Source organism: Rhizobium sp. FKL33 (assembly GCF_005222915.1).
In the GTDB taxonomy this organism is placed as follows: domain Bacteria; phylum Pseudomonadota; class Alphaproteobacteria; order Rhizobiales; family Rhizobiaceae; genus Rhizobium_E.
Genome location: NZ_STFX01000006.1, coordinates 73,041 through 86,432, shown reverse-complemented (window position 1 = coordinate 86,432; position 13,392 = coordinate 73,041). Strand labels below are relative to the sequence as shown.

Annotated in this window: 13 protein-coding genes; 8 read left to right on the top strand and 5 right to left on the bottom strand. The window is 61.1% G+C overall.

All coding sequences use genetic code 11. The features are described 5' to 3' along the window. Positions 1-55: 55 nt before the first annotated feature. The 3 genes from E8Q41_RS04060 to E8Q41_RS04050 all read right to left on the bottom strand — a co-directional run bounded on the left by E8Q41_RS04060 (position 56) and on the right by E8Q41_RS04050 (position 3,009). The gene (locus tag E8Q41_RS04060; RefSeq protein WP_137154234.1) at positions 56-982 is read right to left on the bottom strand and encodes a helix-turn-helix domain-containing protein; all 927 of its coding nucleotides are present in this window, start codon (positions 980-982) and stop codon (positions 56-58) included. Positions 983-1,049: 67 nt separating this feature from the next. Beyond that, entirely contained in the window at positions 1,050-2,414 is a 1,365-nt protein-coding gene (locus E8Q41_RS04055; protein WP_137154395.1) for an amidase, read from the bottom strand. Positions 2,415-2,550: 136 nt separating this feature from the next. After that, the gene (locus tag E8Q41_RS04050) at positions 2,551-3,009 is read right to left on the bottom strand and encodes an Lrp/AsnC family transcriptional regulator (protein WP_137154233.1); all 459 of its coding nucleotides are present in this window, start codon (positions 3,007-3,009) and stop codon (positions 2,551-2,553) included. A 137-nt stretch (positions 3,010-3,146) separates the two neighbouring features. Here E8Q41_RS04050 and E8Q41_RS04045 point away from each other — a divergent pair, with 137 nt between their 5' ends. After that, positions 3,147-3,902 carry a tryptophan 2,3-dioxygenase family protein gene (locus E8Q41_RS04045; protein WP_137154232.1) on the top strand — a complete coding sequence of 252 codons (756 nt, stop codon included), beginning with the start codon at positions 3,147-3,149 and terminating at the stop codon, positions 3,900-3,902. Next, on the top strand, positions 3,902-5,011 hold the full coding sequence (locus tag E8Q41_RS04040) for an aminotransferase class V-fold PLP-dependent enzyme (protein ID WP_137154231.1): 1,110 nt from the start codon (positions 3,902-3,904) through the stop codon (positions 5,009-5,011). The genes E8Q41_RS04045 and E8Q41_RS04040 overlap by 1 nt, the downstream gene beginning before the upstream one ends. A 36-nt stretch (positions 5,012-5,047) precedes the next feature. Here the strand turns inward: E8Q41_RS04040 and E8Q41_RS04035 are convergent, their stop codons facing one another. Then, positions 5,048-5,308, bottom strand: a complete 261-nt coding sequence (locus E8Q41_RS04035; protein ID WP_137154230.1) for a WGR domain-containing protein — start codon at positions 5,306-5,308, stop codon at positions 5,048-5,050. A gap of 251 nt (positions 5,309-5,559) precedes the next feature. Between E8Q41_RS04035 and repA the strand changes: the two genes are divergently transcribed. The 3 genes from repA to repC all read left to right on the top strand — a co-directional run bounded on the left by repA (position 5,560) and on the right by repC (position 9,113). After that, complete coding sequence (gene repA / locus E8Q41_RS04030) at positions 5,560-6,759, top strand: plasmid partitioning protein RepA (protein ID WP_137154229.1); 1,200 nt, start codon at positions 5,560-5,562, stop codon at positions 6,757-6,759. Further along, positions 6,756-7,742 (top strand): plasmid partitioning protein RepB, encoded by a 987-nt coding sequence (gene repB / locus E8Q41_RS04025; RefSeq protein WP_137154228.1) that lies wholly within the window; start codon positions 6,756-6,758, stop codon positions 7,740-7,742. Before repA ends, repB begins: the two co-directional genes overlap by 4 nt. Positions 7,743-7,895: 153 nt before the next feature. Next, the gene (gene repC / locus E8Q41_RS04020) at positions 7,896-9,113 is read left to right on the top strand and encodes a plasmid replication protein RepC (RefSeq protein ID WP_137154227.1); all 1,218 of its coding nucleotides are present in this window, start codon (positions 7,896-7,898) and stop codon (positions 9,111-9,113) included. A 17-nt stretch (positions 9,114-9,130) separates the two neighbouring features. Here repC and E8Q41_RS04015 read toward each other — a convergent pair whose 3' ends face one another. Beyond that, positions 9,131-10,039 carry a LysR family transcriptional regulator gene (locus tag E8Q41_RS04015; RefSeq protein ID WP_137154226.1) on the bottom strand — a complete coding sequence of 303 codons (909 nt, stop codon included), beginning with the start codon at positions 10,037-10,039 and terminating at the stop codon, positions 9,131-9,133. A 156-nt stretch (positions 10,040-10,195) separates the two neighbouring features. Between E8Q41_RS04015 and E8Q41_RS04010 the strand changes: the two genes are divergently transcribed. From E8Q41_RS04010 to E8Q41_RS04000, 3 genes are read left to right on the top strand one after another with little or no spacing between them, the layout of a single operon-like run. Beyond that, positions 10,196-11,320, top strand: a complete 1,125-nt coding sequence (locus E8Q41_RS04010; protein ID WP_137154225.1) for a BMP family ABC transporter substrate-binding protein — start codon at positions 10,196-10,198, stop codon at positions 11,318-11,320. A gap of 35 nt (positions 11,321-11,355) precedes the next feature. After that, a complete protein-coding gene (locus tag E8Q41_RS04005) occupies positions 11,356-12,459 on the top strand; it encodes an ABC transporter permease (protein WP_246660076.1) in 1,104 nt (367 codons plus the stop codon). Next, positions 12,456-13,379: an ABC transporter permease gene (locus tag E8Q41_RS04000; protein ID WP_137154223.1), complete on the top strand. Its 924-nt coding sequence runs from the start codon at positions 12,456-12,458 to the stop codon at positions 13,377-13,379. Before E8Q41_RS04005 ends, E8Q41_RS04000 begins: the two co-directional genes overlap by 4 nt. Positions 13,380-13,392 lie beyond the last annotated feature (13 nt).

Sequence of the window (13,392 nt, the reverse complement as noted above, 5' to 3'; positions counted from 1 at the left end):
GATGTCTAGTCCCTTGATATCGTTGAATATGTGTCCATATCGTAGAATGTGATTTTTAAAGCGTCCGGATGCGCAGCACGATGTCCTCGTCGTAATTGCCGAAACCGCGTCCAAAAATGTTGATGCCGCCGGGATGCCGGGCATCGTCGCGCACGCCGATCCGCACACGAATCGAGTGGTGATGGAGCAGATCGAGGTCGCCGATGGTGACGTCCGAAATCTTCACCCCGTCGACATAGGCGCCGTCAGCGGACACCCGCCAGTTCTTGAGCTTGCCATATTGCGAGCCCTTCAGCTTCCACCAGTCTGGCGTATAGACGCCACGCTTGTCGCCGAAATCGCCGGGCGACGTCCAGGTTCCAATCTCCTTGCCATTGATGGCGACCGTGATGTCGGAGGGCCAGTCGGCGCTGGTGCCGGGCACTTCGGAACTCAACTCCACCGCCAGTTCGAGATCGCGAATTTGGGCGCCGGTGAGCTTGGCATTGTTGGGAAATTGGTATTCGACATGGCCGCGCGTGAACCACAAAAGCCCGGCATTCATGCGGTCCGGATCGAGAAAGGCGTTGGGCACATCGAGCAGGCCGATGATGCCTTCCGTGGAACAGAGGCCGCAGGGCGCTGTCACCTCGAAGCCGGTATAGAGGCCGATCGGCATGGAGACTTCAATGACGTCGGTCTTCACCGCCTTGTAGGCGCTTTTGAAGACGACCAGCACTTCCTCATAGGTGGGATGGCAGATCTTCTGGCTGCCTTTGCGGGCCTTCTGGTTTTCCGTGCGGATCAAGCCGCCGTCTTCCAGAACCTGGATATTGGTGGAAACGGTGGATTGCGGAAGGTCCAGTTCGGCCGCGATGTCGTTGACATTCATCGGTCCCTTCTCGTGCAGCAGTTTCAGCATTTGCACGCGAAGGGGGGAAGCGAGACCCTTGAGGACGGTGGCGCCCTCCTCCGGCTCGATGACGAGGAAATTTCTGCTCATGAATGAAGGCGCGCCCGAACGAGTTGAGCGCCTTTCGTATCAGACTATTTGATCTAATCAAACAAATTTAGCGCTCACCCCGCACGACCGCTTCCGCCGAAAGCGCTGTCGCCAGCAGGTCGTCATCGCTATTGGGAAGTCCCGACAGCAAGAGGCCCACGGGCATGCCGGCATCGCCGAAGCCGCAGGGCAGCGAGACGCCGCACCAATCCAGAAAATTGCCGATCAGCGTGTTGCGCAGCGTCTTGCCATTCATGGCGAAAAACAGGTCGTCGTCCTGGCGCAGCGGTTCGATCAGCGGTGCGACATGCGGCAGCGTCGGCGTCAGCACCCATTCGCCAGGGGCAAGCGCAGCCGCAAATGCGGCTTGCATCGCCTGACGGCGCTCGAGAATGTGGAGGTAATCGGGAAGAGTGATACGTTCGCCGAAACGCGCGCGGGCGACGACGCGCGGGTCCATGCGCGCTGCGTCCGGTCCCGAAAGCCTCTCCTTGTGGAGAGCAAAAGCCTCGGCCGTCACCAGCGGTCCCCGCTCGGCCATCAGCGCGAAGATGTCGGAGATCACCGGAAAAGCCTGACGACGGATGACCGCGCCGGCGCGCGCCAGACGCTCCACTGCAGCCTCGAAGACCTTTACGACGCCCTCCTCGGCGCTGTCGAAAAAAACAGTGTCGGCGATGACGAAGCGTTGGCGAACGAGAGACCGTCTCGCAATCTGCGGCGCCGTGAGATTGCGCATGGCCGCATCGATCCAGACGGCGTCCTGCACCGTACGGCAAAGCGGACCGAGCGAATCCAGGCTCGTCGCGAGCGGATAGACGCCCTTCATCGAATAGCGGCCTCGCGTGGCTTTATAACCGACAATGCCGTTGAAGGCGGCGGGGATGCGAATGGAGCCGCCGGTATCGGTGCCCATCGCCGCAGGAACCAGACCAGCAGCTACCGCCGCCGCCGAACCGGACGAGGAGCCGCCGGTGATGCGATCGTCATTGACGGACGCCGGATTGCGCGGCGTCCCGTAATGAGGATTGAGCCCGAGGCCTGAAAAGGCGAATTCGCTCATATTGGTCTTGCCGACGCTCACCATGCCGGCGGCGGCCAAAGATCTGACGACATCGGCATCCTCTGTCGCCGGCGGCTGATCGGCGAGCGCCACGGATCCGGCGGTCGTCGTTACGCCCTCGACATCGAAGAGATCCTTCCAGGCGAAGGGAACGCCATCGAGAAGTCCCAGGCAGCGACCGTCGCGGATGCGGCTCGAGGAGGCCTCTGCTTCCGTCCTCGCCCGTTCGGGCGTGAGACAGGTGAAAATCGCCTGATCCGGATAATTGCCGATGGCGTCGAGCGTCTCCTCGATGAGGTCGCGCGGGTCGAGAGCGCCTGTCTGAATGGAGGCGGCAAGGCTCGCAATCGACTTACCCTTCTGCTCGATGCTCATTTGCAGTCTTCCCGTTTCTCTAGATGTCTGCGTTGCGATGCTTGTCGGAACGGTTGAGCGTTTAGGGGATGACGAGTCAAGATTATCCGACTTGAATTCGCTGCAGCGCCCCTCCCCTCCCCGGAAATCGTCAGAGACCGTCGGCGGCCGGCATCAGACGCGCCGCCGGCTTCACGTCGCGCGTGATCATCGAGGTCACGAATTTACGGACGCCCGGTAAACGGCAGATCACATCTCTCAGAAGCTGGTCCAGCCCGGGCATGTCGGCGGCCGCGATATGAAGTGTGTAATCCGCGTCCCCCGTGGTGGCGTGGCAACGTAAGATCAGCGGTTGCCGCATGACGGCTGCTTCGAACTGGTCGGCGAGCGTCAGATCGACCGAAACATGGATGAAGGCTTCGAGCGAAAAGCCGAGGCGCTTCGGGTCCAAAAGCGCGCGGTAGCCGGTGATGTAGCCCGCCGTTTCCAGTGTCTTGACCCGCGTCCAGCATGGCGTTTTCGACAGACCGACCATATCGGCCAGATCGGCGAATGAGGTCCGCGCGTCTTTTTCGAGCGCATGGAGTATTTTGCGGTCGATCTGGTCCATGGAACGATGTCCTGATGAATCGGAGGAATGAGAAACGTTGACCCGCACTTTGTCAGACCGGAGGGTGAATTCAAGACATTGTTCGTCCTGTCGCGGGATATGGTTGATACTTGAAATGTTCAGCGGGAGAAGCCGACATGAAGACCAAGCGCGACTATTACGACATGATCGAACAGCCCCAGATGCTCGATTACGGCGTCTATCTCAATTGCGATCGCCTGCTGACCTGTCAGAAGCCATTGGACGATCTCTGCAATGCAGACGAATTGCAGTTCCAGATCGTTCATCAGGTCGAAGAACTCTGGATGAAGCTGATCTGTTACACGCTCGTCGATGTCATTGGCTATCTCAAGGAGGCCAACACGCATCGTGTGGTCACGCTGATGGGCCGCGTTCACCGCCTGATGCGGCTGATGACCGAGCAGCTCGACGTGCTCGAAACCATGTCGCCGAAGGAATATCAGGAAATCCGCCTGCAGCTCGGAAACGGCTCCGGGCAGGAATCGCCCGGCTTCAAGCTTCTGCTGCGTATGCCCTATGATCTCTGGGATGCGTTCAAGGCAAGCTATCTCGACGGCAAAGGCCTGACGGTCAAGGATGTCTATGACGGCAAATATGACCATGGCGACAGCTATGTGGCCGCCGAGGCGCTGGTGGAATTCGACGAACTGTTCCAGAAATTCCGCGCCAACCATGTCTATCTCATCCAGCGCTCCATCGGTCTCGGCTCCAGATCGCTGAAGGGCCGTCCGGTCGATATTCTCCAGGCGGGCGCCCGCCACCGCTTTTTCCCCGAACTCTGGGATATCCGCGCCGAGATGACGGACGCCTGGGGCGCTTCTTACGGCGTGGTGCGCGAGGCCATCCACGACAAAGCCGAGGCCGGATGCTGATGGCCGGCTACTTCCTGTATCACTCGATCGGCCACTTCCCTGGCAAGGAGGAAGAGACGCAGGCGGCGTTGGCCGCCTTCGCCAGGGATTGGTCGAGCCTGGACGACGAACAGTGGCCGAAGGCGCTCGCGGCGCGAAGCCGTTTCGTCAACACATGGGAAGATCTGATCGGCGCCGCTAGAGGGTCCATGACCACCACGGAGAATGTCACCGTGGCCCTTGCAAGCGTGATTGGCGGGTTACCGCCGGAGCGTCTGCGCGGCAAGCGCATTCTGATTGCCGAGGATTGTTTTCCGAGCCTGCACTTTTTGTTGGCCGGCCTGGCTGAAAGCCGGGGCTTCCGGTTGGACACTGTGGGAAAGCGTCCCGGCGCCGATTTCGTCGAGGATGAGGATTTCCTGGCAGAACTGGGCTCGGATGTGGCGGTGGCGCTGGTGACGTGGGTCACCTCCACGGCGTCCAAGCGCGCCAATCTCGACGCTATTCTGACGAAGGCGCGCCAGGCGGGTTCGCTCGTCGCCGTCGATATCACCCAGGGCGTCGGCATACTCGACTTCAAGGTCGGCGATTGCGACGTCGTGTTCGGCTCGTCGCTGAAATGGCTGTGCGGCTATTCCGGGGCCGGCGCGCTTTATGTCCGGCCTGAACTTCTGCGCACAGTGAAGCCGGACTTGCGCGGCTGGTTCAGTCAGCCCAACCCCTTCAACTGGTCGCTGGATACGTTCGCCTATGCGCCGGATGCGCGGCGTTTCGATCACGGCACGCCGGCGGTGTTGGCTGCCGTCGCCTCACAGCCGGGCCTCGATTTTGTGATGAAGAGTGGCGTGGCGGCATTGCGGGCGCACAATCTCGCTCTTTCTGACATGTTGATCGAGGCGGCGAGGGACCTCGGCTTACCGCTGGTTTCGCCACACGATCCGAACCAACGTGGCGGCAGCGTGATGATCAAGGCGCAAAGCCCAGATCATGCGGCCGACATGGTTTCGGCCGCAAAGCGGAAACAGATCTATCTCGATCATCGCGGCGCGGTGTTGCGCCTGTCGCCGGGGATTTCCACCACCACGGTGGAAGTCGAGATTTTGATTTCGACGCTCCACTCTATCCTCTGATTGTCGCGCCGGGCGGATTGCCCGGCGCTTCTGCTATCAGGCGCTCGCCGGCGGCCTGTAGCTGTTTCTCGATGTCGAGAATTTTTTGGCACGCCAGGCTTCCAGCGCCGCTTGCGCCTCCGAAAAAGTCGGAAACATTTCCACTGCCAGGCGACCGCGTTGGCCGATGCGCCCCCAGCGTCGTTCAAGCCTTATTCCGCCAAGAAGATCGCCGGTAATTTCGAGAGCGTAGAAGCGGGCCATGTTTCGGCGCGGATCCCGCCTTTCGCCATAGAGGATAATGTCGTTCTTTCTCATGCCGACACTATCTTATAGCCAGGATTCACGGTCCAATCAGTTGTTTGAATCGGTCGGCGGCATCGATTCATTTCGGTGATGGAAGCGGGCGGGTAGGACGGTGTTTCTGGGGAGAAATCGATGTTGGCCGCGGCCAACTTTTTGGCGTTTGGCGCCAATTCCGAATCGTGTCATAACGCGGTACGGTTTTTTTACCATAAACGTCTAGTTTCCGTATCAGGACGCAAACCGTTTTACGAAGGAAATTCGACTTGACCGCAAACACCGTTGCGACGACCGATGTTCGTATCGAGCGCCAGGCTAAACAGCTTTCGCGCCAATTGAAACTCCTGTCGGAACATCTGTTTCCGCCGCAGTCGCAGAAAAACCTCCGCACATTCTCTTCCGGCGAAGCCGCGCAGCTGATCGGCGTCTCCGATGGGTATCTGCGCCAGCTGTCGCTGGACGGAAAAGGACCGGCGCCGGATGTCACCAGCAGCGGTCGACGCTCCTACACGCTGGCGCAGATCAACGAGCTGAGGCGGCATCTCGCTGCCGTCAAGCCGAAGGATGCCCTGACATTCCTGCCGCATCGTCGTCCGGGCGAGAAGCTGCAAACGATTGCGGTCACCAATTTCAAGGGCGGCTCCGCAAAGACCACGACGACGCTTTATCTCGCGGAGTTTCTGGCGCTGAGCGGCTATCGTGTGCTGGCGGTTGACCTCGACCCGCAGGCGTCGCTGTCTTCTATGCTCGGCGTACAGCCTGAGTTCGATCTGCGCGACGGCGACACCCTTTATGGCGCGATCCGCTACGACAATGAACGGCGCAGCCTTAAAGACATCATCCGCAAGACCTATTTCGATGGTCTCCACTTGGTGCCGGGCAATCTCGAACTGATGGAGTTCGAGCATGAGACGCCGCGCGCGCTCGCCGATCGGCGGAACACGCAGAGCGAACCTTTTTTCCGCCGCGTCGGCGCGGCGATCGCCGAGGTGGAGGCCGATTACGACATCGTCGTCATCGATTGCCCGCCGCAGCTCGGCTATCTAACGCTGGGCGCTGTGTGCGCCTCGACCGCCATGCTGATCACCATTCATCCGCAGATGGTCGACGTCGCCTCGATGTCGCAGTTTCTGCTGATGACATCGGATCTGCTTGCGGTGGTCCGCAAGGCGGGCGGCGATCTTTCGCACGACTTTATCAAATATGTCGTGACGCGCCACGAGCCGTTCGATGGCCCGCAGTCGCAAATCGTGGCGCTGTTGCGCAGCCTGTTCTCCGACGATGTGCTCACGGCCACGATCCTCAAGTCGACGGCGATTTCCGATGCTGGCCTTTCCAAGCAAACGCTTTACGAAATCGAGCGCGGCCAAGTGCGGAAGTCCACCTATGACCGCGCGCTGGAATCGGTCAACGCCGCCAATTCCGAAGTGCTTGCCAATATCCTCAAGGTCTGGGGGCGCAAATGAGTAGGAGAACGACGCTCAGCGGAATCTTCCAGCAGTCGGTAGAGGGGTTGGCCGCGGCCAACTTCGATGATCGGGAAGAGCCGCGCGGCCCCGCAGGTCCGGTTAAGTCCATGGCCCTGACCTTGGGCCGGATGGAGGATGAGGCGAAGGCGCTGCAGGAGGCGCTGAAATCCGGTCATCATGTGCAGGATCTCGATCCCGCTTCGATCGATCCATCCTTCGTGCGCGACCGTCTGGAAGAGATCGAGTTCAGTGAAGACGATCCGTTTGTCCGCTCGATCGCGGAAAATGGACAGGAAGTGCCGATTCTCGTGCGTCCGCATCCCACGGAGGAGGGGCGCTATCAGGTCGCTTATGGGCATCGACGGCTCAAGGCCGCCATGGTGCTGGGCATCAAGGTCAAGGCTGTCATCCGAGAATTCGACGACCAGTCGTTGGTGATTGCGCAGGGCATCGAAAACGGTGAACGAAAGAACCTGTCCTATATCGAGCGCGTCGCTTTTGCGCTTGCACTGGAGCAAAAGGGTTTCCCCCGACACATCATCATGAGGGCTCTGTCGACCGACAAGACCGAGCTGTCCAAAATGCTCTCGGTCGCCGCCAATGTTCCTGCTGAGCTGATAAAGCTGGTGGGATCGGCCCCCAGCATCGGCAGGCGGAAATGGCTGGCATTGTCGGAAGCGCTGACGCCGAAGACGCTGGCCGCTGCGATCACCCGACTTGGAAAAGCGGATGCGCGGGCGCTGGCGTCGGATGAGCGTTTCGAACTGACCCTGGCTACGGTGACTGCGCGAGAAGAACCGGAAGCGACAGCCGTGCAATGGGCGCCGAAATCGGGCGGCGACATGGCCGCGAGCATGAAGGCTGGGAGGAAAACATTCGTTCTCTCCCTGAAATCGGCGGAGGCCGCTGCCTTCGGAGATTTTCTGTCGAAGAGGCTGGACGCACTCTTCGAAGACTACAAGAAGACCAGAGGAGACTGACGCAAAAGAAAAAAGGCCCCCAAAACGTCGCCGCCGTGGAAGCCTCTCTTTGATTGAGCCCTTGGAGAATCGCATTCCCACGAAAATTAGTCAAGCGTATTCGGCGCCAGTTTGGCGGATAGATTTCTTTTGCCTTTAGAAAGGTGAAAGAGAATGCGGATCGGACAGATAACGACGCCCTTCGGGCGGCGGCCGGCGAAGCTTGCGCTGATCAAACGTCAGATCGATGTGAGCGAAGCGCCCAGGGACAGGGCGGTCGACAAGTGGAAGGTGTTTCGCGACGTCTGCGAAGCCAAGTCGCTGTTAGCCCTCAACGACCGGCCTTTGGCCGTACTGAGTGCATTGCTGAGCTTCTATCCCGAGCCGGAACTGGCGGACGGGCAGGGGCTTGTCGTGTTTCCGTCAAATGCCCAGCTGTCGTTGCGCGCCAACGGCATTTCCGGCGCGACGCTTCGACGCGCCCTGGCGGCGCTTGTGGAGGCTGGATTGATCATTCGTCGCGACAGCCCGAATGGCAAGCGCTATGCCCGACGCGGACAGGACGGCGACATTGAAACGGCCTTCGGTTTCAGCCTTGAACCCTTGCTAGCCAGAGCCGATGAACTGGCGCTCTTCGCCCAAAAGGTCGCCGTCGAAGCCGCACAGCTCCGAAAAGCGCGTGAAAGGCTGACGCTATTGCGTCGCGATCTGCGCAAGCTGATCTCAGCAGGGATCGAGGAGGAGGCGAACGGCAATTGGCTGGAATTCGAAGAGCGCTATGTCGCCATTGTCGCGCGTATCCCGCGCAATTCCGACACCGAAGCCGTCGAACATCTAGAGCGGCATCTGCGCCATTTAATGGACGATGTGTCCAAGACGCTGAAAAGTCAGCTTAAATCTGAAAATATGATCAGCAATGACAATCAAAATGAGCGTCACATACAGAATTCAAATACCGAATCCACCAATGAACTTGAACCCGCTCCAGAAAAAAAGCAGGGCGCAAGGGCTGCACCAGAACTGAAAACTCTGCACCCCGGCTTGAAAGCCTTTCCGCTCGGATTGGTGCTGCGAGCTTGCCCGCAAATCGGCGATTATGGGCCGGGAGGCGTGATTGCGAACTGGCGCGACCTGATGGCGGCAGCCGTCGTGGTTCGATCGATGCTGGGCGTCAGCCCCTCGGCCTATCAGGAGGCTTGTGAGGTCATGGGATCCGAAAATGCCGCCACGGCCATAGCCTGTATTCTGGAGCGGTCTGGCCATATCAACTCTGCCGGAGGCTATCTGCGCAGTCTGACCGCCAAGACCCGGCAAGGCGAATTCTCGCTGGGACCTGCGCTGATGGCCTTGCTGAAAGCGAATGGTCAGCCGGCGTCGTCGAGGGCGGGATAGACTGTGTTTTCGCCCCGTCACGACACTTCGAACTGGCTTGCAAGCGCGCTCGTAAGTTGCGAGGCGAAGCGGGCGGCGGCGACGGGGAGGGTGCGGCCCTTCAACTGGCCGAGATAGAGAATGCCGGCCGGCACGTCGCGACTGTCCAAGGGGCGGGAAATCAGCCGACCCGTCGAGGTCTCATCGGAGAGGCCGATCGGAATCTGGAAGGTGATGATGTTCTCCGCCACCGCGTGGTTGCGGAGGAATTCGAAATTGTCGGACTGGATGACCGGATCGATACGGACTCCGGTGATGCGCATTGCAATGTCCAGGAGATGCCGGACGCCGTAGGCGGTGGTTGGCAGTGAGACCGGATGGTCTACGCATTCAGAGAGGCGCAACGTCGTTTTCGACGCCAGCGGGTGATCCGGCGACATCACGACATGCACCGGTTGGCGCACCCTGATCAGCGTCATGAAATCCGTGAGGCGAACGGGCTCGAACACCACGGCGAGATCGGCGCTGTGATCGACGAGCGCCTGCTCGGCGGCTTCGCGGTCGCGCAGGTGGACGCCGAAGGTCACATTCGGATGTTCCTTCCGATAGAGCGCGATCTGGCTCGGCAGGAAATAGGGCAGAAGCGCCTGGCTGCAGGCGATCGAGACGTGTCCGCGTCTGACGCCCGAGAGGTCGGCGATCTGTGATCGCACCCGCTCCATGTCGGACAACTGATTGCGGATATGATGGATGTAGATCTCACCGGCGGCTGACAGACGCACCCCATGCGGCAGGCGTTCGAAAATCGGCACGCCGAGCTCCTCCTCCATCGCCAGAATTCGGCGATTGAGGGCTGTCGACGTGATGGCGAGCGTATCGGCGGCGGCTCTGATCGAGCCCGCCTTCACCACGGCGTCGATATAGCGGATGGACGAGAGATAACGCACGATCAGCCTTTCCCGCCTGCTGCACTATTTGCAGCAGCCTAGCCAAAACATAGCACAAGACAGAAGCGCGTCCATCTGGATTACTGGCCGGGAAATTCAAGACGCGTCCGGAACCAGAGGCGCGCCGTGGGTCTAACAAAAACGGGGAACTTTCGCATGTCCAAGATCCTGATGCCCAATCGCCGCCAGTTTCTTCACACCACTGCCGGTCTCGCCGGCGCAGCCGCCCTTTCCGGACTTTTGCCCGCAGCCCCGGCGCGCGCCGCCGGGCTGACGGTCGGCTTCATCTATGTGGGCCCCAAGGACGATTTCGGTTATAACCAGTCGCATGCCGAAGGCGCCGCCGCGGTCAAGGCGATCGAAGGCGTCACCGTGGTCGAAGAGGAACAGGTTCCCGAAACCGTCGACGTTCAGAAGACCATGGAAAGCATGATCGGCTTCGACGGCGCGACGCTGCTCTTCCCGACATCCTTCGGCTATTTCGATCCGCATATCCTGGCTTTGGCGCCGAAAAACCCGGCCGTTCGTTTCGAGCATTGCGGCGGCCTGTGGACCCCCGACAAGCCCAAGAATGTCGGGTCCTATTTCGGCCATATCGGCATGGGTCAGTATCTCAACGGCATCGCCGCCGGCCATGCGACCAAGTCCAAGAAGATTGGTTTCGTGGCCGCCAAGCCCATTCCCCAGGTGCTGCTCAACATCAATTCCTTCCTGCTCGGCGCGCGCGCTGTCGATCCCACCATCACCTGCCAGGTCATCTTCACCGGCGAATGGTCGCTGGCGGTGAAGGAAGCCGAGGCCGTCAATGCGCTCGCCGATCAGGGCGTCGATGTCGTCACCTGCCATGTGGACGGTCCCAAGGTGGTGATGGAAACCGGCGCGGGCCGCGGAATGTATCTCTGCGGTTACCATGCCAACCAGAGCGCGCTTGCGCCGGAAAAGTATCTTACCGGCGCCGAATGGAACTGGGCCAAGGTGTACACCGACATGGTCAAGACGACGCTGTCGGGCGGAACGATCGACAATTTCGTGCGCGGCGGCCTCGCCGACGGATTCATCAAGATGAGCCCGCTCGGCCCGGCCGTCTCCGAAGCGGCCCGCACTCAGTTCGAAGCGGTCAAAGCCGAGATCCTCAAGGGTGGTTTCGCCGCCATCAAGGGCCCGCTCAAGGACAACAAGGGCAAGGTCGTGGCGACTGCGGGGCAGGCCTTCGTCGAGACGGATGTCGCGCTCGAAAGCATGGACTACCTCGTGGAAGGCGTCGTCGGCTCCACCTCCTGAAACAGCGGTTGAAGACCGGAGGGCAGACCATGAGCATGCAGGTCGAACAGGCGGCTGCGTTCGCCGGACGGACGGGCTTCCTCAGCGAAGCCGCGGCGCGACGCATTGAGGCGGCGCTTCTGCCGCTCGGGGCCTTGCTGGCTGGATTGGCGGCGTTCGCCATCTTTCTGGCCGCGCTCGGCAAATCGCCCGTCGAATTCTATCTTCTGGTCTACAAAGCCGGCTTCGGCACCGCCTTTTCGTGGACCAACACTTTGGCGCGGGCGGCGCCGCTTCTGCTCGCCGCCCTCTGCGTCGCGCTGCCGGCGCGGCTCGGTCTCGTGATCATCGGCGGGGAGGGGGCCATCGTGCTGGGCGGCGTCGCGGCGGGCGTTGTCGCCATGCTTGCGCCGGGTTTGCCGGCGCCCCTCGGCATTGGCTTTATGGCGATAGCCGCCATGGCCGTCGGCGGTCTGTGGATCGGCGGGGTCGGCGCGCTTCGCCAGTTGCGCGGCGTCAACGAGACCATCTCAAGCCTGTTGATGGCCTATATCGCCATCGCGCTGATGAACCACCTGATCGAAGGTCCTTTCCGCGATCCCGCCAGCTTGAACAAGCCCTCGACAGCGCCACTGCCTGAGGCGTGGCGGATCGGCGAAATTCCGGGAATGGGCGTGCATTGGGGCCTCGCGGTCGGCATTCTCGCCTGCCTTGTCAGCTGGGTGCTGATCGAGCGGACGACCCTCGGCTTTGCGGCCCGCATCGTCGGCGGCAACGCCCGCGCCGCCCAGATCCAGGGCCTGCCGACGGCGGTGTTGGCCATCGGCTTCACGGCTCTCGGCGGCGCTTTCGCGGGCCTGGCGGGCATGTTCGAAGTCGCGGCCGTTCATGGTTCGGCCAACGCCTCGCTGGCCGCAGGCTATGGTTACACGGGCATCCTCATCGCCTTTCTCGCTCGACACAATGGCCTGGCCATCATTCCCGCCGCAATTCTTCTTGCCGGTTTCGAGGCGTCGAGCGGGCTCGTGCAGCGGCGAATGGATCTGCCCGATGCGACGGTTCTGGTGCTGGAGGGCATGGTCTTTATCGCCATCCTCCTGTCGGACTCGTTTCAGGGCCGGTTGCGCTTTCTGGCGGCTTTCGAACGGAGGCAGGCATGACGGATGATATCGGCCTCTGGGGCGTGCCCCTCGCCATTCTCGGCGGCGCGATCCGCGTCTCCACCCCCTTCATCTTCGTCTCGATCGGGGAGTGCCTGACGGAACGTTCGGGACGCATCAATCTCGGTCTCGAGGGCACGCTGGTCTTCGGCGCCATGAGCGGTTATGCGGTGGCCTATCACACGGGCTCTCCCTGGCTGGGAACGCTCGCGGCAGCCTTTGCCGGCCTGCTGTTTGGCCTCTTGCATGGTTGGATCTGCAAGCTGCCGCGCGTCAACGACATCGCCATCGGCATCGCTCTCATGATCTTCGGAACCGGGCTCGCCTTCTTCTTCGGAAAGCCCTATGTGCAGCCCGTCGCGCCGGATCTTCCGGCCATTCCGCTCGGTTTCTGGTCGGGCATTCCACAGGTCGAGGCGGCGCTCAACGTCAATGTACTGTTCCTTGTTGGCGTCGTCCTGGCATTCGCCGCGGCCTGGATGCTGAAGAACACCCGCATCGGCCTGACCATCCGCGTCACCGGCGACAGCGCTGACGCCGCCCGCGCCATCGGCATCGATGTGAACCGCGTACGGCTCTGGTCCACGGCGGCCGGAGGCGCGCTCGCAGGCGTCGGCGGAGCCTATCTCTCGCTCTACTATCCCGGCAGCTGGAACGAAGGCATTTCCTCCGGCCAGGGTTTGATGGCGGTGGCGCTCGTCATTTTCGCCCGCTGGAACCCGGTCAATTGCCTCTACGCCTCCTTGCTGTTCGGAGGGGCGGGAGCGCTCGGTCCGGCGCTGCAATCGGTCGGCGTCACCAGCGGCTACTATCTGTTTTACGCCGCGCCTTACGTGCTCACCCTTGGGCTGCTCGTCGCCACCAGCTCGCCGACCCAGGCGATGCCGTCGGCTCCGGGCGAACTCAGCATCACCAAATAGACACGCGCCGCAA